The organism is Ignavibacteriota bacterium (assembly GCA_016713565.1).
Lineage (GTDB): Bacteria > Bacteroidota > Ignavibacteria > Ignavibacteriales > Melioribacteraceae.
Genome location: JADJOX010000007.1, coordinates 276,837 through 302,280 on the forward strand (window position 1 = coordinate 276,837; position 25,444 = coordinate 302,280).

The 25,444-nt window shown below is 31.0% G+C and carries 16 protein-coding genes, 1 tRNA gene and 1 other RNA gene; 3 read left to right on the forward strand and 15 right to left on the reverse strand.

Going from position 1 to position 25,444, the window contains the following annotated elements; translation table 11 throughout:
• Window positions 1–50 precede the first annotated feature (50 nt).
• The 11 genes from IPK06_08285 to IPK06_08335 all read right to left on the reverse strand — a co-directional run bounded on the left by IPK06_08285 (window position 51) and on the right by IPK06_08335 (window position 17,474).
• Window positions 51–1,538: a tetratricopeptide repeat protein gene (locus IPK06_08285; GenBank protein ID MBK7979985.1), complete on the reverse strand. Its 1,488-nt coding sequence runs from the start codon at window positions 1,536–1,538 to the stop codon at window positions 51–53.
• Window positions 1,535–3,163 (reverse strand): CTP synthase, encoded by a 1,629-nt coding sequence (locus IPK06_08290; protein ID MBK7979986.1) that lies wholly within the window; start codon window positions 3,161–3,163, stop codon window positions 1,535–1,537. Before IPK06_08290 ends, IPK06_08285 begins: the two co-directional genes overlap by 4 nt.
• 102 nt (window positions 3,164–3,265) lie before the next feature.
• Window positions 3,266–8,035, reverse strand: a complete 4,770-nt coding sequence (locus tag IPK06_08295) for an AMP-binding protein (protein MBK7979987.1) — start codon at window positions 8,033–8,035, stop codon at window positions 3,266–3,268.
• A gap of 91 nt (window positions 8,036–8,126) precedes the next feature.
• The gene (locus IPK06_08300) at window positions 8,127–9,446 is read right to left on the reverse strand and encodes a citrate (Si)-synthase (protein ID MBK7979988.1); all 1,320 of its coding nucleotides are present in this window, start codon (window positions 9,444–9,446) and stop codon (window positions 8,127–8,129) included.
• A gap of 112 nt (window positions 9,447–9,558) precedes the next feature.
• Complete coding sequence (locus IPK06_08305) at window positions 9,559–10,848, reverse strand: oleate hydratase (protein ID MBK7979989.1); 1,290 nt, start codon at window positions 10,846–10,848, stop codon at window positions 9,559–9,561.
• Window positions 10,833–11,687: a phytoene/squalene synthase family protein gene (locus IPK06_08310; protein MBK7979990.1), complete on the reverse strand. Its 855-nt coding sequence runs from the start codon at window positions 11,685–11,687 to the stop codon at window positions 10,833–10,835. Before IPK06_08310 ends, IPK06_08305 begins: the two co-directional genes overlap by 16 nt.
• Window positions 11,688–11,689: 2 nt before the next feature.
• Complete coding sequence (gene hpnC, locus IPK06_08315) at window positions 11,690–12,559, reverse strand: squalene synthase HpnC (GenBank protein ID MBK7979991.1); 870 nt, start codon at window positions 12,557–12,559, stop codon at window positions 11,690–11,692.
• A gap of 32 nt (window positions 12,560–12,591) precedes the next feature.
• A tRNA-Leu gene (locus IPK06_08320) sits at window positions 12,592–12,675 on the reverse strand.
• A gap of 17 nt (window positions 12,676–12,692) precedes the next feature.
• Window positions 12,693–14,978, reverse strand: coding sequence for a PBP1A family penicillin-binding protein (locus tag IPK06_08325; protein ID MBK7979992.1), 2,286 nt, complete (start codon window positions 14,976–14,978; stop codon window positions 12,693–12,695).
• Window positions 14,978–15,700 (reverse strand): UDP-2,3-diacylglucosamine diphosphatase, encoded by a 723-nt coding sequence (locus IPK06_08330; GenBank protein ID MBK7979993.1) that lies wholly within the window; start codon window positions 15,698–15,700, stop codon window positions 14,978–14,980. Before IPK06_08330 ends, IPK06_08325 begins: the two co-directional genes overlap by 1 nt.
• Window positions 15,701–15,764: 64 nt before the next feature.
• Entirely contained in the window at window positions 15,765–17,474 is a 1,710-nt protein-coding gene (locus IPK06_08335; GenBank protein ID MBK7979994.1) for a M1 family metallopeptidase, read from the reverse strand.
• Window positions 17,475–17,581: 107 nt separating this feature from the next.
• Between IPK06_08335 and glgC the strand changes: the two genes are divergently transcribed.
• The 3 genes from glgC to IPK06_08350 all read left to right on the forward strand — a co-directional run bounded on the left by glgC (window position 17,582) and on the right by IPK06_08350 (window position 22,095).
• A complete protein-coding gene (gene glgC / locus IPK06_08340; protein MBK7979995.1) occupies window positions 17,582–18,817 on the forward strand; it encodes a glucose-1-phosphate adenylyltransferase in 1,236 nt (411 codons plus the stop codon).
• A gap of 66 nt (window positions 18,818–18,883) precedes the next feature.
• Entirely contained in the window at window positions 18,884–20,731 is a 1,848-nt protein-coding gene (locus IPK06_08345; GenBank protein MBK7979996.1) for an excinuclease ABC subunit C, read from the forward strand.
• A gap of 101 nt (window positions 20,732–20,832) precedes the next feature.
• Complete coding sequence (locus IPK06_08350) at window positions 20,833–22,095, forward strand: hypothetical protein (protein MBK7979997.1); 1,263 nt, start codon at window positions 20,833–20,835, stop codon at window positions 22,093–22,095.
• Window position 22,096: 1 nt separating this feature from the next.
• Here IPK06_08350 and ffs read toward each other — a convergent pair.
• From ffs to IPK06_08370, 4 genes are all read right to left on the reverse strand, one after another.
• An RNA gene (gene ffs, locus IPK06_08355) (signal recognition particle sRNA small type) lies at window positions 22,097–22,193 on the reverse strand.
• Window positions 22,194–22,283: 90 nt separating this feature from the next.
• Window positions 22,284–23,420 (reverse strand): glycosyltransferase, encoded by a 1,137-nt coding sequence (locus tag IPK06_08360; GenBank protein MBK7979998.1) that lies wholly within the window; start codon window positions 23,418–23,420, stop codon window positions 22,284–22,286.
• A 57-nt stretch (window positions 23,421–23,477) separates the two neighbouring features.
• Entirely contained in the window at window positions 23,478–24,437 is a 960-nt protein-coding gene (locus tag IPK06_08365) for a GNAT family N-acetyltransferase (protein MBK7979999.1), read from the reverse strand.
• Window positions 24,438–24,539: 102 nt separating this feature from the next.
• On the reverse strand, window positions 24,540–25,436 hold the full coding sequence (locus tag IPK06_08370) for a PorV/PorQ family protein (protein ID MBK7980000.1): 897 nt from the start codon (window positions 25,434–25,436) through the stop codon (window positions 24,540–24,542).
• Window positions 25,437–25,444: the final 8 nt, after the last annotated feature.

The window sequence follows — 25,444 nt, forward strand, 5'->3', positions numbered from 1 at the left end:
TAATTAAGCAATAATCAATTTATGTATTTAAGAAACTGTGAATTTCTGAATTATTTTCCCTTTATAGACAATTTAATATTATTTATATAAGATTTTATCAAATTTTTTCTTCTATAATTATTGATATCTGATGCAGCTTTTATATATTGTTTAACAGCGGCATAATTTTTTTCTGCCAAACTTATTTTTGCTAAATTTACATAAGCCATTGGTTTAATCCAAAAAGAACTTTGTAAATCGTATTTTTTTAAATTATTTGCAATTGATTTCGCTTCTTTGAAATTATTCTGTTCAATAAGTGATGAGGATTTAAAATTAAGCAAAAGCGATTTAACTTCCTGATCCTTAACGGAATCAATTATTTCGTTTACGGAATCAATCACTTTTTTATTATTTCCGGATAAATAATAGTTTTCAATTTTTATTTGATTTTCCCAATCCTTGCTCAATCCGTTTTCCAAAAATCTTAAACTTAAATCTTTAGCATAACTGTCTTCCTCAATATCTTGATTTCCATTTGACGCAAGTACCATATACTTTCTATATTCATTTGTATTATCTAAAAAATGATTACAAATTGCAGCCCTTAAAGATGCAATTCCCGTATAGTCTATTGTTTTTGATGTCTGTAAAAACTGTTGATAATAATCCAAAGCTTTTTCAAAATTATTTTGTCTGAAATAAACATCGCCCAGCAAGAATTTGGAATAAGAAATTGTTTGAGCAAATTTTGGATGACCATTTTTAATTACGTTTTCCAAATCGATTTTAGCTTTGTTTAAATTCTCCGATTTAATATACTCTATTGCCCTTTGGTAAACTAAAATATTATTTTTAGGAAAGTCTTCAATCAGTTCGTCGAGCAGATTTATTGATTTTCTATAATCTGCCAAATATTCATCATACAGTTTTGATAAATGAAATTGCATTTCGATTTTATCTTTTTTGCCTTTCTGATAAGCTTGTTTTACGTGCTCAAAACCACTGTTATCGTTGGCGGAAAGACCCGTAAATGTTAATGCCCATGAAAAAAAAGAAGGGACAAAAGTAAGTGCGTATTCAAAAATTCCAATTCCGCCTTGAGCGGAATAATATGTTGAATCTATATCCAAAACATCTTCATAATAACCGACTGAAGTCTTAGTCGCCCAAAATGCATCTAATGAATTGGAGTTCGCCGCACTCATCATTGCTTTGTATTTATAAATGTTGCCGAGCAGATATAAAATGTTAATATCTTTTTTATCATCAATAATATTGCCGCATTTTGCAACTACCGAGTCGGAATAATCATTAAAGAGTTTTAAGTCGGAGGGATTGCTGCTGCCTAAATAGTACCATAAATAAATTTTTGATAAAATTAAAAATGCTTCAGGTCTTTCGCGATGATTTTCAATTGCCGAATTCAGTAAATCCAGAGCTTTGTCGAATTCATAATTAAATATTAAATTATCACTTCTATCAACCAGATTTTGATAATTTTTAAGGCTTTGTCCATAAGTTAAAGTCGCAAATAAAAAGAATATAATTTTGATCAATTTTCTTTATTCCCTATAGAATATTCAACTGCGGCTTTTACAAAATCTCTAAAAAGGGGGTGGGCATTTGTAGCTCGGGATTTTAATTCCGGATGAAATTGACATCCAACAAACCAAGGATGATCATTAAGTTCAATCATTTCTACAAGTTCACCATCGGGAGAAACTCCGCTAATGAGCATTCCATTCTTTTCCAGATCCTCTCTATATTTATTATTTACTTCATAACGATGTCTATGTCTTTCATTAATTTTTTCTTTCTTATAAGCGCTTTTTGTTTTTGTACCTTTTGTAACAATACAAGGATATGATCCAAGTCGCATTGTTCCGCCTTTAGCCTTTATTTTAAGCTGTTCCGGCATAATGTGAATAACACTGAATTGATTTTTTACAAATTCCGCGCTGTTCGCTTTTTTAATGCCAAGTACATTTCTTGAAAATTCAATTACTGCGCATTGCATTCCAAGGCAAATCCCAAAAAATGGGATTTTATTTTCCCTAACGTATTGAATAGCAACTAACTTACCTTCAATTCCTCTTTCGCCAAAACCGCCGGGAACAAGCACACCGTCAACTTCCTTTAGTAAATTTTCAGGTTTTCTTTTTGTTAATTCTTCGGCACTAATATATTTAACTTTTACTTTAACATCATTTTCGGCGCCTGCATGAATAAAAGATTCAAGAATACTTTTATAAGCATCCTGGTATTCGGTATATTTCCCAACTACTGCAATGTTAACAGAACCGGTTGGATTTTTAACTTTTGAAACAAATTCTTCCCATTTTTCAAGATGTATATTTATGTCGGAAAGTTTCAATTTCTTGAGCACAAGTTTATCAAATTCTTGTCTATGTAAATTTAGCGGGACTTCATAAATTGTTGAACAATCATAAGCAGAAATTACAGCATTGCTATCAACATTACAAAAAAGTCCAATTTTTTTTCTAATATCCTGAGATAATTCCAATTCCGATCTGCAAACTAAAATATTTGGTTGAATTCCTAATTCAAGTAAAGCTTTAACACTATGCTGTGTAGGTTTGGTTTTTAATTCTCCTGCAGATTGAATATAAGGTACTAAAGTAACATGTATATTTATTGCATTCTTTCTTCCTAATTCAACCATTAATTGTCTCATTGCTTCCATAAACGGCAAACTTTCAATATCGCCTACTGTTCCGCCAATTTCAGTAATAATTATATCATATTTACCGGATTGTGAAAGATGCAGCATTCTTTTTTTTATTTCATCAGTTATGTGGGGAATTACTTGAACCGTTGCCCCAAGATAATCACCTTTTCTTTCTTTTTGAATTACTTCATAATATACTTGTCCGGTTGTAGTATTGTTAGCTTTTGACATATTCTCATCTAAAAATCTCTCATAATGACCGAGATCAAGATCTGTTTCGGCGCCGTCATCAGTAACATAAACTTCACCATGTTGAAACGGACTCATTGTGCCCGGATCAACATTTATATAAGGATCAAATTTTTGAATTGTTACTGAATATCCTCTTTGTTTAAGAAGTAGTCCAAGTGAGGCAGCGGTAATTCCTTTCCCAAGTGAAGAAACAACACCACCTGTAACAAAAACAAATTTCACTTTCTTTTTCAATTTCATCTTAAACAATTCCCAATTTTTTTAAAAATAAGTGTAAAAATATGAATTTTTATTATGCTTTAAAACTTGACACTGTACAAATATTAAAAAAGTAGCAAAATTTTACTTAAATAATTTTTTAACCAAGCCTGAATATTTCTTTTCTATTTTAAAATCGAATTTATAAAAATATTCGGGTCTGAAAAATCCGGTTGTAACGTAATTGAATCCTTCGTCCTTCATTCTGCTGAAAAATTCATTCATTAATGATTCACTTACGCCTTTTCTTCTAAATCTATTTGAAACAACAATTTTTTCCATGTGAACGGCTTCTTCTTCAAATTGATTGTAAAACAATCCGCCGATTATAAAACCTCTGTCGGAAATTGCCACTAAAAATTTATTTTCGGGCTTAAAACTTACCTGCATATTCGCTTCCAAAAATAATTGATAAAGCTTGGAAATTTCCTTTGGGCTGACCGGTTTTCTAATATAAAAAGGATTTCCTTCATGATCTTCCACTTGAACAACCAAATTTGCCGCATGTTCGCCTTCAGTTGTAAAATGCAGGAAAGAAGCTGAATCTGAAGGTTTTAAATGCGGATAGCTTAACCTTGTAAGAAAATAATTTTCTTTCTCGCTCAATTTAAATTCATTTTGTATTCTGGATAATTCTCTTACAATGTCGTCCTTTGTTATTTTACCTTCATGCTGAATCAAACATAATTCTCTAACAACGTTTTTAAATTCGTTTTCAGACTCTTTGAAAACCGTATGTAAAAAGAATCTTGTTCTTGTTTCAGGATAAATTTTTTCCAAGCCGTTTAAGTTATAGGTATCATACAATTCGTTTAGCATCTGCGCTTGGGCTTCAAATGAAGCTTCATTATTTAAATTGTTCCATCTCGCAAATCTTTTAATAGCAAAATACAACTGCTTTGGAATATAACCGTTCTTCTTTATGCTCAATAAAAATTTTTCCAATTGAAATATGATTTCTTGATTTTCCTCTGCATTATTTTTTAATTCTAATAAAAACAAACTCAGAATTTCAATGCCTTCATATTCGCCTTCCGCATTTATTAAACCCGGGAAAATATATTTCCACGATGAATCTTTTTTCAACCATGGATATTTTTCTTCAATCGGAATTATAAATTTTCTGTAAAAATTAAAAAATAGATTAGTGAAATCTTTAAACTCTGTTCTTTCGGATAATGATGTAAATCTTGTTCCAAGCTGATAGTCGTGAGAGGGAATGATTAATTTATCCGGAGTTGGATTTGTAAGCTGTAATTTTCCCGAAGTAAGCCGCCAAAAGTTAATATACGCGGCGGTTGCATTCCAAATGAAGAAAGGCCAAATGTAATAATATTTTTCCATAGCATTTTGTTCATCTTTCTTAACATCTCTAGCAAAAAGATTTTCTACGCTCAATCCGGACTGATATTTTTGTGTCCATATTTTATAGTCATCCCAATATCCGCCGAAATCTTCAACGAGTTCTGTAACAAAAAATCTTGATCCGGCAAGAATAAGCCAGTTTGCTTCCGATTTAATTTCAGATATAATTCTGTTTTTATTCTGATGAAAAATAATGTCAAAAGAACCTTGCAGCCTTGTTTGAATTGAAACTCTGAACAATGTATGATTTTCTTCATCTTTTATTTTACTAATCCAAATTCCACGCGGCAAAACATTATTCAGTCCAATTAAAATTCCTTTTGAAAATAAAAATACGGCTTCTTTTAAAATTTGTGTTTTTGAAATTATATTAAACAGCAAAGTTTTTTCTTCTTTTTTGATATCCTCTTCAAAAATTAAAACGTCGTTCCAATCGTATTCTTCGCCTGTTTCAATATCAACCGCTACGGTTTCTGTTATGCCTAACCATTTTCTAAAACCAATACGCATTTCTGTTCTGCATTTTTGCGCCATTTTACTTAATTCCGGCCAATCCTCAATCAATTGAATTTTAACCAATTTTCTGCGTAATTCTTCATATTTGGTCGGGTGTTTTATTCCAATTTGTGCGAAAATGTTTAATAATTTTGATATTACAGTTTCACTTAAATTTTCAATCTTATATTTGAACTGTACATATTCATCCAAAATTTCTTCAATTACATCGAGCGAATCCAAAACCTTTTTGGTATTTACTATATTTTCAATAACATAATCATCAAATAATGAGTAACCGTCTTTTAGATAAATTTCTAATATTTTTTTAATATTACTTTGTTTTGTATGCTTTATAGCTAAAAGTAAAAGCTGTTTTTTACTTTCCAGATTTGCGGCAAGGTTTGGCTTATCCAAAAAATAATTTGCAATTTTAAATATTTCCTGATGTTCATCATTAAGTAAAATACTTATATACTCAATTCCCAAACTTCCGTATTCAACGTTTTCCGATTGAATTAATAGAATTGCAAGATGCAGCCCAAAGAGTGATTTTTCGTCGGCTTCAATAATTTTTTTCAGGAGAAATTTCTCCAGTGAATTATCATGCTGAATTTTATTATTACTTATAAACTGAATATTCTCATCTTCTGAATTTTGTCTGTACCATTGAAGGATGGTGTCATCAGTAAAGTTTACAAATTCTTTGTTGCCGATCCAATAAATTGGATTTATTAAAAAATCGTGTAAATCAATAAACGGTTTAGTTATCTTAAAGTTAAAATCGCCGATCCTAAAAATATTTTTATCTATTTTTTTTATTGTAATACTTTTTTCATGCTTTGGAATTGCTATACCATTTTCCGATATTTTAATATCGCCGCTTAAACAGCCTCTCTCTCTTAAAAACCAATTGGGTATTTTAATTTCAGTATTATCAATATGCAGCGTGTAATAATCTTTTTTATAAAGCTGTTCAATTAAAAGTTTATAATTATCTTCAATTACTCTGCGTTTAAATGTGCCTTTGGGAGTAAGTTCACCTCTTTCCAAAGTAAATGGTTCATCTATAATTCTAAAATCAACAAGTCTTTCAAATGGAGCTAAGAATTTATTTATTGTAACAATCAAATTTGAAAAATATTCATTTTTCTGCTCTTCTTTCATATTTGCAAAAACTTGATTTTCAAAATCTGGATAGATCAAAACCGTATTAAATGGTCTGTGATCTCCAACGACAAAAACCTGTTTAACAATTTCAAAATCTCTGAACAGATTTTCAATCCTTTGAGGCGCAACAGTTTCGCCTTTTATATTTTTATAAATTTCTTTTTTTCTGTCAATTATTTCTATAAAACCATTTGAATCCATTTTCATAATATCGCCGGTTGGAAACCAGCCGTCAATAAAAGTTTCTTCTTTTGTTTGATCAAAATACCCGGGCATTACATAATCGCCTTTTACTAAAAGTTCGCCGTCATCGCCCAATTTTATTTCAATTCCAGGTAAAGATTTTCCAAGTGAATTGGGAATGTATTTCCCGGGCGGAGTCATTGTAATTCCTCCTGTCGCTTCGGTCATTCCAAATCCGCTCATTAATTGAACACCATTTTTCTGAAAGAATTGAAAAACTTCAGATGGTAAAAATCCTGCGGCTGATAATCCCCATTTTAAATTTCCGCCTGTTACATTTTTAACTTCGTTAAGTATTTTTTCATCGGGATCAGATTCAATATCAACTTTTGAAGCAATGAATTCATATAGTTGAATCCACTTTTTAGGAATGCTTATGAACACAGAAGGATGAATCAAATTCATATTTGCAATCATTGTTTCCGCGGATGGATTTTCCATAAACGAGTAAGCCGCACCCCAAAAAATACTTCCAATCATTTCCAGCCATCTTCCAAAAGTATGATATAACGGAAGAAATGCTAAAAAATTATCATTATCATTAATTTCAGGAAGAGCTATGGCGCGGCAGAATCTCTTAAACACAATATTTCTTTGTGAGAAAATAATTCCTTTTGGTTCACCCGTGGTTCCGGATGTATACATTAGTGTTGCCGGTTCGTCAATTCCAAGGTCATTGTATACAAGTCCGGATATTTCTTTTGGACTTAATGATAAAAATTGATTAAAAGATATCACCCAATCCTCGGCGCTTGTTCCGTCAATTAAAATACCTTTTTTTAAGAATGGTAACTCTCTTTTTATTGATTTCAATTTCATCAATTGTTTTTCATTCGCAACAAAAATAAAATCGCACTTTGTTTGATTAAGAATATAAGAAATATGTTGAGAAACAGAATTTGCGGGAATCATAACATTTATAATACCGCTGTTTAAACATGCAAGATCAAGCAAAGCCATCGTCAGACTGTTTTCCAATAAGAACGCAACTCTTGGTTTGGCAACATGTTCGCCTAAAAGAATGGAAAGAGACTGAGAATAATTGCCGATAATTTTATTTAGATCGGTCCAATTGTAATTTTGAATTTTTTCATTTTTGATAACCTTAAAAAGTATTTTTTTTCCGTATTGATTTAATCTTTGTTCAAACAATTTTCTAGTATTAAAATTTACAGCGCCTATCAGTCCGGAAATTAGAATTGTCCATTTTTTATCGTCAGAAATTTTGACCAGAAATTCAGAATTTCTAAAAAGATTTAAATATGCCGAAATTAAATTTTCTAAGGCAGGTTTTACCGGGCTATCAGATTTGTTATAACTTTCAAGTAATTGTGTTCCAAAATTGTAAAAATTATTTTCATCAAAATCGGAAATAAATAATTTTGAAAACTCTCCTTCGATAATTGAATTAAAAATATTCGCAAGTTCGGCAGAGTTAATTTCGCCGTCGTAAAATTCGGGTTCAATGTTTTGAATTAGCTCAATTGAATAGTGAATTAATAATTTTATTTCATCTCCGGAAAGCGCTGATTTACCTCCTTGAAATTTCTGTTTTAACTCAACTAACTGCTCGAATTTCATTTATAATTTATCCTTATATTTTTTCTAATAAAAAAGGGATGCGAATACATCCCTTTTATTCAGATCCGAAAATTAGAAGAATAATTTCCATTTATGATTTTGCATTCTTAATTCCAGCTGCTTCTTCCAACATTTCTGTGGTTACAGATTTTGGTCTTTCAATAGGATAACCAAGACCACGATCCCAAATAATATTTGCAACAACTCCTAAAGCTCTCCCAACTGCAAAAAGAACAGTATAGAAATCGTATTCTTTTAATCCGTAATACCATTGAATTACACCGGATTGAGCGTCAACATTCGGCCATGGATTTTTTGCTTTACCTTGTTCGAGCAAAATTGGAGGAACAACTTTATAAAGTAAATCAACATACTTGAATAATGGATCTTCAGGCAAATGTTTAAGGCAAAATTCTCTTTGCGCGGAATAACGAGGATCAGTTTTTCTTAAAACGGCATGCCCAAAACCAGGAATTACCTGACCGCCTTTTAATGTATCCCAAACAAATTTTTTCATTTCTTCTTCTGTAGGAACTTTACCGCCCAATTGATCGAAAACACCGTGAAGCCAAGCTAAAACTTCTTGATTTGCCAAACCATGCAAAGGTCCCGCAAGTCCGTTTGTCATTGCCGAAATTGAATAATATAGATCGGAAAGAGCGCTTGCAACCAAATGTCCTGTATGCGCACTTACATTTCCGCTTTCATGATCGCTGTGCAGAATGAAATACATTCTTGCAACATCATCATATGGTTTTGCAATCCCCATCATGTGAGCAAAATTTCCGCCAAGATCTAACTTCGAATCGGATTCGATTATTTCGCCGCTTTTATATTTAAGTCTATATATGAAAGCCGCGATTCCGGGAAGTTTTGCGAGTAGATTTAAACCGTCTTCGTAAGTTGGTGCCCAATAATCATTTTTCTTTAAGTGTCCCGAATTATATTCTTTAACAAATTCAGATTCTCTTTGCATTGCAAGAATAGCTGTTGAAAACATTACCATCGGATGGGAATCTTCGGGCATGGCTTTTAAAATATCAAATACATACTTTGGAACAACGTGCCTTTTACTAAATTCTTCTGCTACAGCTTGAACATCTTCTAAAGAAGGAAGATCCCCGGTTAGCAAAAAGTAAAAGAATCCTTCAACATAAGGCATTTCTGCTCCCGGTACTTTTGGAAGTCCGTCTAGAACTTCGGGAATAGTTAATCCTCTAAATCTAATGCCTTCAAATGGATCAAGATATGAAATATCCGTTACAAGACTTTTAATATCTCTTGCACCCCCAATTACTTGACCAATATCAACTTCATCAATTTTTACATTGCCAAACTCCTTTAATAATCTAGTCGTTCTTGGCCGCCATTCTTCAATTCTCTTAAACAATTTTTCTTTTAGATTTGACATAATAACCTCCGGGTTAAACTTCAAATAAAAATTGTAATTAAAATTACTTTATGCTATAAAAATACTTCTGTATCAAAATATAATATTTTCTTGATATAAAAAAAACATAAGATTATTTCTTAATGATTTTTTGGGCAGTTTTGTATCCGCTTTTTATTGCACTTTCAATGGTTTGAGGCAAATTTGTGTCTGTCCAATCTCCGGCGAAATAAAAATTCTTAACATTTTTATTATAACTATTTCTTTTATTCTCAAATTTTTGAATTGATTTTATCGTCGCACGTTTTTCTTTTATTACAAAACTGTTGATTATCATTTTCTCGTCAAAATTTTTGAAGAACATTTTAAGTTCTTTTATGCAAAGTTCAACTAACTTCTCTTGAGAGAATTCCAAATAATCATTTGCGTCGCTAATAACAATGGAAACATATTCGCCGTGATCAAATACCCAATGAATTTTTGAATCTATTAGTCCGATAAACTTCTCATTTAAAAATTTTTCTTTAAGTTTAAGGTTTACCGATATTATTCCTGAAGATTCAAATTCATTGAAATCAGTTAAGAGTAGTTTTTCATTTGAACTCAACTTACTTATTTGTGACGGTGGAATTGTCAAAACTACAAAATCAAAATCATTGATGGATCTTTTGTTTGTAATAATTTCCTTCACAATACTATTTTCAAATTTAATTTTTTCTAATTTTTCGTTAATTGAAATAACTGTTCTTTTACTTGTTAAAAATTGTACAGCCGGTTCAACAAAAACTTTACTTAGATTTACTTTAGGAATAATTATCCGCGCCGCGTTATTTCCGGTAAAAAATATTTTTATGAGCATTTGCTTAAATAAGCTCGCGGAAGCTTCTTTGATATTTGTATTAAGCGCACTTACAGCTAATATTTTCCAAAATGATTTAATCGAATTTTCAGTTTGACCGTTTTTCATCAGCCATTCATCGATTGTCAATTTTTCAAGATTCCTTTTATTCTGAAAAGGCAATGAAATGACAAACTTTATAAAATTATATTTTTCTTTGAAATTAATACAATTAAAATTTAATATTGCACTTAATAAATTTAAGGGATAAAAGAACTTTGAAGCATTAAGCGAATATTTATTTCCGGATTTATCAGCATAAACAGCCATCATACTTTTTTGAATTGTAAGTTTGTCAATTGACTTTATCAATTCCAAAAAATTTAACGTGTAATTATATGCGCCCATCAATAAATGCTGACCATTATCAAATTCCGTATTAAATTTTTTATTTACAAATGAGTATGTTCTTCCGCCAAGTTTTGGCGAGGCTTCAATTAATTCTACTTGGAAATTATTTTCCGCAAGATAAACTGCAGTTGATAAACCGGCTAAACCGCCGCCTATAATTATGCACTTAGCCATTTATATATTGTTTTATATTTTAGAAAAACCGCTAAAGAAATGAAAATTTTATTAAAATTTGAGATAATTATTTTCTGACCAAAAACGTTATATTTCTCATTTACAATATTATCTAAAAGTCTTTTATAAATATATTCCATCGCTCTTGCTGTATACATTGAATGCTTATCTTTACTAACTAAAAATTTATCGGCAGTGCTGTAAAAATATTTTGCTCTGTCAGTTTGATACTTCATTAATTCAAAAAATTTTGCGTTATATACCGAGTTATGTAATTCTTTTTCAGAATAATCAAACTTTATAATTTCATCTTGCGGAATATATATTCTATCATTCAACGCGTCAAATTTTACGTCGCGTATAATATTTGTAAGTTGTAAAGCAATTCCTAAATTTACCGCAAATTTCTCTGTGTCCTTGTTTTTATATCCGAATATTGGTATTGTCATTAAGCCGACAGTTGAGGCAACACCATAACAATATTTTTTCAATTCGTCAAAATTTTCATAACGGTTTTTGATTAAATCCATTTCAACGCCATCTATCAAATCTAAAAAAGGATGAACCGGAATTTTATACAAATCTATGACTTCCTTTAATTCGGCTAGAAGTAAATTTTCACTTTTTTTTACTAATGAATTTTGAAATTTTTCTTTCCAACCTTTTAATTTTTGCGACTTAATTTCTATAGACTCATTTTGATCGTCAACAATATCATCTGTCATTCTGCAAAATGCGTATACGGATTTTATTGCGTCTCTTTTACGTCTCGGTAAAAACGCGAAAGTATAATAAAAATTACTTTTACTTTTTTTCGATATTTCCTGTGAAGTTTCTATGGCTATTTTCCCAAAATAATTGATGAAGTAAAAATTTTAATCATGTCGAATTTATTTAATTTTGGCCTATTGTTTAACACATCGTATTCAATCTTTTCAATTTTTGTTAAAATTGTTTCACCGCCTTTTATTGTAACTAAAATTTGCAATCTTAACCTGAAAGGTAAAAATTTCAATAAATTTCTGCCTTCTTTGAACATACCTTTCGTTCGTTCAATTTGAAATTTCATTAACTCCTGAAAATTCTTTGTATTTGCCGAATGTAAAAAATCATCTTTATTAATTCTGAATTTTTCCATTTCATTTTTGGGAATGTATATTCTGCCCTTTTCAAAATCAATTTTTACATCTTGATAAAAATTTGCAAGTTGAAGTGCCGAACAAATTAAGTCAGAAAACTTTAACGCGTTTTTGTCTCTAATATCATAAATTTCTAAAACAATTCTTCCAACCGGATCAGCGCTATTTTTACAATATTCCAAAAGTTCGGTAAAATTATTATATCTTGTTTTAACTAAATCATGTTTAAATGCTTTTATGAGATTATTGAAATTTTCATGTGTTAATTTTTTTGAAGTAACAGTATCGTAAAAGACCATCCAAAATTCATTTTTGAAAATTTGTTTAAATGAATTATTAAGCTCATTTTCATAGTTGGAAAGTAAAGTTAATTTTTCTTCGTTTGAATTTAAGCCCTCGTCCGCAATATCATCGGCGCTGCGCGCAAATTGGTAGACAACGGCAATATATTTTCTTAAATCTTTTGGGATGAAAAATGAGAGAACGGGAAAATTTTCATAATGCGAGTTTGTAAATTCAATTGCTTTATTGTAGAGATTAGTAAGTTCCAAATCTGTAATTTGATCATTCAAAAATATTTAACCTTACTGAAAAATAATTTATGTGCCCGAAACAGGACTCGAACCTGCACAGGATTGCTCCCACTAGGACCTGAACCTAGCGCGTATACCAATTTCGCCATCCGGGCATATATTTCAATATTTATTATTCTTCAATTTCAACAGCTTCGTGCGATAAACTGTCTGGTTTATAAAATTTAGTGTATAAATTTACTTTATTATCCTTTCCCTTTACAAATGGATCCGGAATATCTTTAAGATTTATAAAATCAATTAGTTCACCTGACGAACAATCATTTGAGTATAATCTGGGATTCCCGTATTGATAAATAGATTCACGGCAGAATTTGACTGTTGTTATATTTCCATTTTCAGGAATTGTAAAAGATTCAAACGGAAAATCCATTTGATTATATACTTCTCTCATAAAATTGGACCAAATCGGATTTGCGGCTTGAGAGCCTTGTCCGTATTTACCTGTAAATGAAACTCTTCTATCGTCGAATCCAACCCACACTCCGGCCGCCAATTGAGGAGTGTATCCCATAAACCAAGCGTCGGCGTAATCCTGCGTTGTTCCGGTCTTACCGGCTGCCGGTCTATAAAATTTATGTATTGAACGCGTTCTTACTCCCGTTCCTTCATTAATAACTGTTTCAAGCATATCAGTAATAAGGAAAGATGTTTCGGCAGATAACGCTTCACGAGAGCTGTGTGAAAATTGATCAATTAAAATTCCATCTTTGTCTTCAATTTTTAAAATTGAGATTGGCTCATTGAAAATCCCTTTATCTGCTAAAGTCGCATATGCTGAAGTTAATTCCAACAATGTAACTTCAGAAGTACCGAGTGAAATTGAAGGCACCAAATCTAATTTTGATTTAATTCCTAATTTATGCGCAAGTCTGTCAATCTGCCAAAGTTCAACATGTCCTTCTATTATCAATCTGGCGCTTATAAGATTCTCGGAATTTTTAAGACCGTCTCTTAAGGTCATGAATCCGCCTGTGGAGTTATCAAAGTTATGAGGATTCCATCCGTTATAATTAAATTCCTGATTGATTATTGGATAAGCTGGATATAAGCCATTATCCAAAGCTGCAGTATAAACTATAGGTTTAAATGCAGAACCGGGCTGACGTCTTGTCTGGGTTGCATGATTTAATCCATAGCTGAAATCTTGATTCTTTCCGCCGATCATTGCTCTAATTTCACCGTTGGTAACATCCAAACAGACAAATCCAACTTCAATAGTCTGTGCAATTGTTTTAACAGAATCAATAAAGGAAGAAGAATTTTTTAATTTTCTGTAAACTTTTTTACGTTCCTCGCCTCTTGCTTCCAAATAACTTTTGTTGTTTTTGATTGCTTTATCAACCAAATCATCCAAAGTTGATTTATTGCTTGACCAATTCCAATACTTATCAAACAGTTTTTGATATTCCGCTAAATGATCAGTTGCAGCTTTGTTCGCAATTTTCTGCATTTTGCTGTGAATCGTTGTATAAATTTTCAAACCGTCTTCGTAAAGATTATATCCATACTTATCCGCCATTGATTCTAATTGTTTTCTAACATATTCCACAAAATGCGGAGCTATTGAGCTTTGCATTCCATCATTTAAATTTTCAGCTGTTAAATTAAGGGGAACGTTTTTCAACGAATCGTATTCTTCTTCAGACAGCTTACCGTTATCTACCATATTGTAAAGAACTACATTTCTTCGTTGAAGCGCATTTTCAGGTCTTCGGATTGGATTATAATAAACGTGAGATTTTAACAAACCAATAAAAACAGCAGCTTCCGGGAGAGTAAGATCTTTAGCGCTTTTTCCAAAATAATTCTGTGTAGCCATTTCAATTCCATAAGCACGATTGCCGAAAAAGGAATTGTTAAGATACATTTCCAGAATTTCTCTTTTTGTATATGTTTGCTCAATTTGAATTGCGGTAAACCATTCACGAATTTTTCTAACTCCGGTTTGAAATAAATTTTCGCGCGCGACTTTCAGATCGTATAAATTTTTTGCTAACTGCTGAGTTATTGTACTTGCTCCTTCTTTCTTGCCCAAAAATACGGTCTTGAACATAGCTTTAATAAATCTACCAAGATCTACGCCCCAATGATCATAAAATTTTCTGTCTTCAGTGGATATCAGAGCGTCAACAACAAATGAAGGAATACTATCAATGCTTATTTCTCTGCGGTTTTCTCTATAATATTGTCCTATTATTTCATTATCAATACTTATTACGCTGCTTGCCAAACTCTGCTTTGGGTTTTCCAGCTGGTCTAACGAAGGCAATCCGGAAACTATATGTCTATAGAACAGATATCCAAGCAAAAGAAAAATAAATAATGCACCTACTCCGATAACATACGCTGTCTGTTTGTTTTGTATTTTTTTTGATCTCGATTTCTTTTTAGCCATTAATTATTCCAATCAATAATCTCAAATTTCTGATTTTTAAAGAGTCCGTAGCAAGGTTTATCAAGCCAAGTTCCCAAATTTATATATTCGCCAATATTATGCTTTACAATTTTTCTTTCGTGTGAATGACCGAAAATTACATAATCATAACCATTATCAATAATTTTTTTTGCGGTTTTTAACAATCCGTCAATTTCACCATAAGATTTATGAGCCGTATAATTTCTGCTAGTTCTACTGGATGAACTCGCCAGCCAAATTCCAAAATCCGGATGAATTAAAGAATATATTTTTTGTATAGTTTTATTTCTTAAAATTTTTTTTAGAATTTTATAACCTAAATCGTTTTCAACCAAACCATCGCCGTGTGCAATGTAGAATTTCTTTCCTTCAATTTCGGTGATTAATTCATTTTCATACAAATTAACGCCAATTTCTTTTTCAAAAAAATCTCTGTGCATAAAATCGTGATTACCGATTAAGTAATGTACTTTTATTCCATTTTCAACTAAATCGGAAATTGCCGTTAATGTTCTGAAATAACCCTTTTGAATTACTCTCCTATATTCAAACCAATAATCAAAAAGATCCCCCAAAATAAAAAATTCATCACATTCATTTTTCGCAAATTTCAAAAATTCAACGAATTTTTTCTCACGAGTTTTTTCGTCTTCTTTTGAAAGCAATCCAAAGTGTAAATCCGAAACAAAAATAGATGCCAAGTAATTCTCTAAATTATCAAGATGTAAATTTAATATTTTTTATTTTAGAATATTCTTAGAAATGTCAATTTTCTTTCGAAATTTGTTTAAAACTGCAAGCCAGCCAGCCTTCAGGGTCAAATTGAATTTCCCGAATCTTTTTTTCAAAATTGAAAGTGAACGAATTATTTCTTTTTTCAATTTTTATTGTTGTCAATTCCTTTGTTCCATCGATAAAAATAAAATTTATATCTAAATTGAAATGATATTCATAATATTCTTTTTGAATTTGACTTAAGTTTAACAAAATCTCGTTGGGATTGTTTCCTTTTGGCTTGTATGAATATTCAAGTTCGATAATTCCACTACCGGAAAATACCCATTGGTTGAAAAAATCCGTCAAATCCTTTTTAGTTATATTTTCTGCAATTTTAATAAAATCGAAAGTCGACGCGTTTTTATATTTATAAGTTTCAAAGTAATTTCTTAAGATATTAAAAAAGTTATCGTCACCGACTTCGTTTCTCAGCATGTGCAAAACCCAAGCGCCTTTGTTATAAATAACTCTATCAAACAAATTAACTGGGTTGTAAAGTGTCGTTCCGCTAAAATCCGTTAAGAACGATTTCATTGTTGACTGTAATGATTTAACTCCACTTTGATTTTCATAATATAATGCTTCCGAATAAGTCGCAAAACCCTCATTAAGCCAAATATCTTTCCAATTTGATAAAGTTACTGCATTTCCCCACCATTGATGCGCTAGTTCGTGAACGAGCATGTCCGTAAAAAATTGCGAACCGCTAATAAAATTCTTACCGATTGCGGTAATTGTTTGATTTTCCATAGCTCCGAAACTCCAAAGAAATTCCGCAACGCCATATTTTTCATTTATAAACGGATATTCACCGAATGTTTGAGAAAAAAAATTTAATGCTTTTGGATGTATGCTGAAATCTCTTTTTGCCTTTTCTAAATCTTCCGGGAAAACATAATATTCAATTTTCATAGAATCGTTTTCCTTATTTACATAGTCATCGCTGAAAGTTTTATATTTCGCCGCCGAAAAATAAATTAAGTAAGTGGAAATAGGATAGTTGGTTTTCCAGTGGAATGTTTTTTTATTCTTCAATAATTCTACACTTTTTAGAATTCCATTTGAAACGGCGGTTAGCGATGAATCACAAGTAATTATAATATCAGCCAAAACTTTATCTTTTGGCAAATCATTGCAGGGAAACCAAGTGGAAGCATAAATTGGTTCATTTAAAGTATAAATGACCGGCATTTTTTTATTTTCGTCAAAACTAAATGAGCCGAAACCTAAACTATTTGGTCTACCTGAATAATTAACTTCAACTGAAAAAGAATCTTTTAAATTTATATCGACAGGTAGTTTTAGTTTATCATCTTCATAAATATATTCAATGAGTTTTCCATTTAGGAATAGAGATGAAATATCAAAATTATCATTAAAGTTTAATTCGATATTTTTAGGAATTGAATTTTTAAAAATTCCATTTATAATTGTTTTACCTAAAATGATTTTCCTTTTCGGGAAAACTTCAATGTTAATTATATAATGTAAAATGTCAATATTTTTTTGTTCGGAAGATATGTATTCTTCAATTTCAGGAATTTGTGAAGCGCTGAACCTAAACCCGTTTTCGATAAACGATTTGCTATGATTGGAGGAAATTTTATAAGCTTTTAATATTATGAAAAATAAAATTGAAAATCCTATAAATAATATGATTGAACAACCAAAAAAGAAATATTTTCTCTTGACTTTCATAATTAAAAAAAGTAATTATTGATTTGAAAGCACATATATTTTCTTGTTAAATTCAAATGACTATTCAATAATAGTAAATATATTTTGCAAAATAAAAAGAGCTTACTATGGCATTTAAAGGTTCGGCACTTCAAAGAGAAACATTAACGATGATCTTAGCCGGCGGACAAGGTGAAAGGCTTCATCCGCTTACCGGCATGAGAACAAAACCTTCCGTTCCATTCGGCGGGAAATACAGAATAATTGATTTTGCGTTATCAAACTGTCTCAATTCCGGTTTGAGAAAAATTTATGTTCTAACTCAATATAAATCAGATTCTCTTAATCAGCATTTATATGAAGCTTGGAATATTTTTAATCCCGAACTTGGTGAGTTTATTTATTCAATTCCGCCTCAGAAAAAGACTGGAAATGAATGGTACCAAGGAACCGCGGACGCAATTTTTCAAAATCTAAATTTAATGAGGCAACGCGATTATTCCTGGTGCTTAGTTTTGGGCGGCGACCATATTTATAAAATGGACTACATGAAATTGCTTCAATATCATATAGAGAAAAAAGCCGATCTTTCAATCGCGAATATTGTTACGCATAAGGAAGATGCGACAAGATTCGGCATAATTGAAATTGATGAAGATTATAATGTTAAATCATTTATCGAAAAACCGGCAGATCCACCTGAAATTCCCGGAAAACCCGGATTCTCTTTTGCTAATATGGGGATTTATGTTTTTAACGTTAAAGCTTTAACTGAAGTTTTAAATGAACTAATTGAACAAAATACAGCTAACTTGGATTTCGGCAAACACGTAATTCCATTAATGGTTGAAAAACATTATAACGTAAGAGCTTTCAGGTTCGACGATGAAAACAATCCCGACAGACCTTATTGGGTTGATGTAGGCACAATTGAAAGCTATTATAAAGCAAGTATGGATCTTCTAAGCGTTAATCCGGAATTTAACTTGTACGATTCAAATTGGCCTTTAAGGACCATGCAGAGACAAATGCCTCCCGCAAAAACACTTTCTCATGAAGGTGAAAGAGTTGGAAGAGCGATTAATTCTTTGGTTACGGATGGAACAATAATTTCCGGAGGATTGGTGGAAAGATCGATCATTGGTCCCAATGTTAAAGTAAACAGTTACACTTATATTACCGATTCAATTATAATGGATAACTGTAATATTGGACGGCACGCAAAAATTAGAGGAGCCATAATTGATAAGAATGTTCACGTACCTGAACGAGAAGAAATTGGTTTTGATCCCGATATTGACAGAAAAAGATTTACCGTCTCCGAAACCGGTATTGTTGTAATTCCAAAGAATTATAAGTTTTAATTTTTTTTGAAATAATAAATTTATTTGCGAATAGTTTGTAAAGAACTATTCGCTTTTTTTTTAATAATGAATAACGATTTAAAAAATAAAATTTCAGCAATTCCTTCATTACCTGGCGTTTACCAATTTTTTAATGATGAAGGGAAAATTATATACATTGGTAAAGCAATAAATTTAAGAAGCAGAGTACAATCTTATTTTCGATCTAAAGTAGATTCGCCAAAAACGCAAGCCCTTGTAAGTAAAGTCCATGACCTAGATATAATCGCGACCGAAAATGAAATTGAAGCATTAGTACTTGAAAATAATTTAATCAAAAAGCACAAACCGCGGTACAATGTCAATTTAAAAGATGATAAAACATATCCGTACATTAGAGTTACAAAAGAACCTTTTCCCCAAGTTTACCCTACAAGAGATATTGTTCAAGACGGGTCGAAATATTTTGGACCTTACACAGATGTAAAAAATATGAAAAATTCGCTGAGGATGATCAATAAATTATTTAAGATAAGAAGCTGTTCTTATTATATTGATCAAAATGTGATAGATCAAAAAAAAATAAAAGTATGTTTGGATTATCATATTAAAAAATGCGACGGACCTTGTGAAGGCTTAATTTCCGAAGAAGCATATTCTAAAATGGTAAACCAAGTAGTTAAAGTCTTACGAGGAAAAACTGCGGATCTGATTGATGAACTTAAATTGGAAATGACCGAATTAAGCTTAAAACTCCAGTTTGAAAAAGCGGCGGAAATTAGAGATAAAATTGAACAGCTTAAAGTTTACACCGAAAAACAAAAAATTGTTACAAATGATTTTGACGATAAAGATATTTTTGCCCTGGCAATTGAAGCAAAAGATGTTGCATGCACAATTTTAAACATCCGTTCAGGAAGATTAGTTGGTAAACGTCAATTAAAATTGAGTGTAGAAGTTGACGAGGAAATTGAGAAAATTTATAGTTCTGCATTAAAGTTTTATTACGGGGAATTTGTAGAAATACCGAAAACAATTATATTGGAAGTATTGCCAGATGACGATAAAGCATTGTTAGATTGGCTAAATGCAAAATCCGAAAAAAAAGTTAATTTTGTGATCCCGAAAATTCAAAGCGAAGCAAAGTCATTATTGACCATGTGCAAGCAGAACGCTATTCTTCAATTGAAAGATATACAGCTTCAAAAAATGAAAAAAGATGGAAATCTGCCTTATGTTCTGTCTTCATTAAAACGTGATTTACGACTAAAAGACCTTCCAAGAAAAATTGAATGCTTTGACATTTCTAATCTTCAAGGAACAGATATTGTTGCAAGCATGGTAGTTTTTGTAGATGGAAAAGCTAAAAAATCATTATATAGAAAATTTATAATTAAAACCGTTGATGGACCAAATGATTTTGCGAGCATGCAGGAAGTTATTGAAAGACGATACTCAAGACTAATAGAAGAAAACGAACAGCTGCCGGATCTGATAATGGTTGACGGAGGAAAAGGTCAGCTTTCAAGCGCGGTTGAAATATTGGATAATCTTGGAATAAAAAATTATCAGATAATCGGGTTGGCAAAACGATTGGAAGAAGTATTTTTTCCTGAAATATCCGAAGCACAATCAATTCCTAAAACATCCTCAAGTTTAAAATTACTGCAGCATTTAAGAGATGAAGCCCACCGATTCGCGATTTCTTTTCACAGGCAAAGACGCGACAGCCGAACACTTCAAACAGAACTGACAGAGATAAAAGGAATCGGTGATAAAGTTGCGGAAAAACTTTTAACAAACTTCAACAGCGTTAATGAAATTAGAAACGCGACCGAAATTGAATTAGCCAATGTAATTGGCAAAGCAAAAGCCAAGTTAGTTGCCGACTATTACTCCAACTCAAAAGAATTAGTTAAATCAGACTTCGAATAAAATTTAAAAAATTTTATAGTGATTAAATTATTGACCTATTATTAAGATTGTCAATAATACAAATTTGTCTTATCTTTTATTTAAACAATTTTGGGAAAAGTATGATATACTTAAGAATTATATTTATTATTTTTTTTATATCAACAAATATTTTAACAGCGCAAAACGGAGCTTTTTATACTTCAAATTTACAGCAGTCACCATTATTAATCGGCGCGGGTCAAATCGGAGCTTCTATTCCAAACGATGATGTTTTAGGATTTTATTACAACCCTGCAATTCTTGGCCATTCTTCAAGAAATAATCACGCTTCATTTTCATTTATGCCGGCACAAACTGAATGGTATTACTCGCCCCAAACTACCTTTAATAATTATGGATTAAATTTAGGATATAACTTTGATCCTTCCGTTTCAAAACTGCCGTTATCAATTGGGCTGGGTTATTTGCATAATAGTTTTTTTTTCGGAGAATATAATATCTATGATCCCAACACATCCGAATTTATCGAAAAAAGTAAAAGTTATGATGAGTTTGATTGTTTTAGTATTGGCGCTGAAATAGAATATTATTTAAAATTTGCCGTTGGTTTCTCTTTAAAATCATTTAATAGTAATTTAGGCAGTGCATATATTAATGGTGAACTTAAACCGTATTCTTCAAAAGGTACAATGTTTGACTATGGTATTTTGGTTACATTGCCGGTTTCAAATTTATATTTTCCAAATTGTGCAATTGAATTAAATGATGAAATAAATTTAAAACCATTATTCAATATTAGTTTAGGAAATTCATTTTTAAATTTTGGAGATGAAATTAGCTATTTCGATGAATCTCAGAAAGATCCGCTTGCGCGTACATCCAGGTTAGGTTATACTGTTGAATTTGGCTTTGACTTAAATCTTAAGGAAGTTAAAATTCCGTTAATTAATTACTCATTTACCGCAGAAACTGAAGATTTATTATTAACTGAACAAAATGAAAATAATTCTGTGTCAAGTTACCAGGCAATAAACAGCGATGTAAACTTTATAAAACACTTGATTAAATTAAATCCCGACAATAATATTGTAGTTCATAAAGGTCACATCTTTACATTTTTAAACTCATTTATTTATACTGTGGGAAGTTTTCAAGGCAGAGGATATAATACCGCGAGAAAATCAGACGGTATAGGTATTACTACAAACGGAATTTTCGGATTAATAAATACTATTTCTATAAATTCAACTATCAACTACATAACTAAACATTTTGAAATATATTATTTTGATTCTAACCTATTTTCTGAAAACTTTGACTTTGGAAATACAATATTAAACTTCGATGGGATTTCTATAAGTTTCAAGAATTTTGAATTATAAAAAAAGCCAAGCAGCAAATTACACAAATTGAATACTAACCGCTGCTTCCTTCCGGACCTCACGGAGTTGGGTAACAACTTGTTAACCTGTGCTTGGCAAATTTGAGGTGTAAATATAATTATTTATTGTTTTAGATAAAATTCTTTTCTGTCTAAAACTAATTATGTTTGGATGTAATAGTTTGTTCGTTATTTATTTTTGTCTAAATTTAGTTTTACAACAATTTTTTCAAATTCCTTTTCCCAGTTCAATTCTTCGCGCGCTGTCTTACAGTTTTGTTTGAAAACCATTAATAATCTTTCATCAGAAATTAAGTTATTTATCGTATTTATAATTTCACATTCATTATCTGCGTCAACATATTTACCGATTTTGTAATTATCTACAATGTTCTTCATTTGCGGCAGACTGCTGCATACAACTGGAACTTCAGCCATTATATATTCAAATATTTTATTTGGCAGGGCGTAATAATAACTTAAACTAATGTTCTCTATCAATGCTAATCCCAAATCTGCCGATACAGTATAATTCAGCAATGCGTTGTGATTAATAGATCCTAAAAAGTGTACTTTGTTTTGCATACCAAGCAGTTTGGCTTCAGTTTCAAATTTTGATTTAAATTCGCCGTCACCGATTATTACAAAATGTGCGTTATTAATTTTATCAAAAAGTTTTATCAGTTTTGATATTCCTCTTCCTTCTAATAAAACGCCTTGATACAATAATATTTTATCATTTATGCTAATGTCCAACATCTTTCTTAAATCAATTACTTCAAAATTATTTTTATACTTAGGAAGATTTCTTAAAACCAAAATATTTTTGAGTTGGTATTTTTCTTCAAGGAATTCTTTGTCCATATCTCCGGTTACAAAAACATTATCAACCTTTTTAATGAACGAACTTTCAATCTTTGCAATAATGCTCTGTACTTTGGATTTGTTTCGCAATCCGGCTAAATGCGCGTATATTTCTCTACTATTATAAAATATTTTACTTTTATTAAATTTTGCAAAAAAATACGTCACCGGAAGTGTATAAACATCTTCAGAAAAATATATATCAGCTTTATATTTTATTAAATCTCTAATCAATAAATAAAAAAATGTGAAATAAAATTTTAGACTTGAATTAGATTTTTCAAGCTTATATATATTTGTTTTTCCAACTCGAGGTTTAAAATTTTCAGTTTTCCAATCAAATGATATTGTTTGTACAGAATAGTTTAATTTTGAAAACGAGTCAATAAGATTCACAACGCGCGAATCTTGATCTGCGTTTCCAAGAAATGTAATAACGATTGATTTTTGCTTATGCGACATATAAATAAAACAAAAACTTCCTTAGTAATTTACTATCAGGAAGTTTAATATGATTGATTACAGTTTTATGTGAAGCGTATTTCTCATTATTGATTTTGCGTCAAATTTTTCCTTAAAATCAATAAGATTCATACTTGGTGTCATTGGATTTTCTGCCGATGTATCTTGAGAAACTCCGATATCAACATAATTATAACCTCGTTCAGTTGCATCTTTTACAACTTCGAACATAACTCTTTGTATAGGTTTGTATTCGGCATATTCATATAAAAGCATATTGTAAAAACAAATAGCGACGTTTTTATTGGCGTAAAACATTAATGAACCCGCAATAGGTTTATCATCCAAATAAACCATAAATAGCTTAAGCCTATCCGGCATCAATTGTTTTAATTTCTGCAAATCGTCAAATGAATGCGTTGGCTTAACATTGTGTCTTGCTTTGTTCTCTATTAATATCGGATAAAATTCATCATATTTTTCATTTACTTCAACTCTTATACCTTTGTTAAATGAATGACGAATATTTCTTCTCGTAGTTTGATTGAATCTAGAAATAATATCTATATTAGGATTTAATTTTATCGCGCTTGAAATGTAATGAAGCTGAAATTTGAATCCTTGCCAAAGCATTGAAAAATCCAAATTGTGATTTGGAAAAGTCTCATATATCATTGGAGCGGCGGTTAATGTTAATTCATTTATTCCATTTTTCTTTGAATATTCCAATAGCGTTGAAACAATATCCATTGTTTCTTTAAAAGTTATATCTGGAATAACAATTGAACCGTAGCTTGCGCCTATTGGTGATTCAAAATGTGTATTGTTAATTAAACTTCCGGGAAGAACAGCTTTAATTTTATTTTTTTCAGCAAAAATTAAATGATTAAAATTGAATTTTCCGGGAATGTGATAATCGAAAAATTTCTGCATATGAAACATTGTTCCATTGCTTGAATTAACCACAAAATCATCCCACTTATCTTTCCATTCGGGAGTATATTGAATAATTTCCATAATTACATACTATAAGTTGTTTGACGATTAAAAATACAAAATAAGATTTTGTTTCTCATATAAATATTTTTAGGACAAACAATTATTGAATTTGCTCAAAGTCTAGAACAAATATTGAAGTGAAATTGTATTTGCATTTCCAATTCCATAGCTGAACGGCGTAAACGCATAATCTAACATAAACCCTTTATAAAGCACTCCAAGTCCAAAAGAAATATTTCTTGATTCAACACCACTTACATAACCCAAACGTAAAAAAAAGTTATTATCATAAACTACTTCAGAACCAATGTGTATGTGAGCCAATTTTGACGCAAAATAATTTTGAATACCAAGAACCGGAAGAATTTTAAGCGACGCGGATTCTACTGAAATTACATAAGTCGCATTTAAAATAAAGTCGGAAGGCAATTTTGTTTTCTCAAGTCTCAATTTATTCATGCTTCCTAAATTCCTAACGGAAAACCCAAGATTTAAATTCTCGGCAACATTTGAATATATCAAACCAAGATCATAACCAATTCCGGTCGCATCGTCGGTAAAAAAACTCTCATACAAATACTTTAAAGAAAAACCAAAACTCAAATTTTCATATAAATCAAATCCGGAAGAAAGATTGCCATAAAAATAATTAACGTTAAATGTTGACTGCGGATTATCTGTCGGCTGAGTTCTGACTTCAAAACCTTTAATTTTTGTCGTATTTGCGCCGATAGATAAGGGAATTCCCCAGAGCTTAAAATTTGCTCCTACAAATTGACTTGATATATCTTGAATCCAAGCTTGGTGCGTAAATAATACGTTTGCCGAGTTATTTAAATTAACAGCTGCTGGATTATAATAAACCGAAGAAACACTGCCGTCTAAATATCCAATATCAGAAACAGCAATATTTTTTGCGCTTGTTCCGATTTTTAGAAAAGACAATCCGCTTTCGCCCGCATTTTGAGCAAATAAAGAAGTTGTTAAAAGTAATGCTGCAGTTAAAATTTTTTTCATTTTATTCT

Coding starts and splice junctions, on each gene's coding strand:
- IPK06_08290 (MBK7979986.1), bottom strand. CDS start 3,163: ATGAAATTGAAAAAGAAAGTGAAATTTGTTTTTGTTACAGGTGGTGTT.
- IPK06_08295 (MBK7979987.1), bottom strand. CDS start 8,035: ATGAAATTCGAGCAGTTAGTTGAGTTAAAACAGAAATTTCAAGGAGGT.
- IPK06_08300 (MBK7979988.1), bottom strand. CDS start 9,446: ATGTCAAATCTAAAAGAAAAATTGTTTAAGAGAATTGAAGAATGGCGG.
- IPK06_08305 (MBK7979989.1), bottom strand. CDS start 10,848: ATGGCTAAGTGCATAATTATAGGCGGCGGTTTAGCCGGTTTATCAACT.
- IPK06_08325 (MBK7979992.1), bottom strand. CDS start 14,978: ATGGCTAAAAAGAAATCGAGATCAAAAAAAATACAAAACAAACAGACA.
- IPK06_08335 (MBK7979994.1), bottom strand. CDS start 17,474: ATGAAAGTCAAGAGAAAATATTTCTTTTTTGGTTGTTCAATCATATTA.
- glgC (MBK7979995.1), top strand. CDS start 17,582: ATGGCATTTAAAGGTTCGGCACTTCAAAGAGAAACATTAACGATGATC.
- IPK06_08345 (MBK7979996.1), top strand. CDS start 18,884: ATGAATAACGATTTAAAAAATAAAATTTCAGCAATTCCTTCATTACCT.
- IPK06_08350 (MBK7979997.1), top strand. CDS start 20,833: ATGATATACTTAAGAATTATATTTATTATTTTTTTTATATCAACAAAT.
- IPK06_08360 (MBK7979998.1), bottom strand. CDS start 23,420: ATGTCGCATAAGCAAAAATCAATCGTTATTACATTTCTTGGAAACGCA.
- IPK06_08365 (MBK7979999.1), bottom strand. CDS start 24,437: ATGGAAATTATTCAATATACTCCCGAATGGAAAGATAAGTGGGATGAT.
- IPK06_08370 (MBK7980000.1), bottom strand. CDS start 25,436: ATGAAAAAAATTTTAACTGCAGCATTACTTTTAACAACTTCTTTATTT.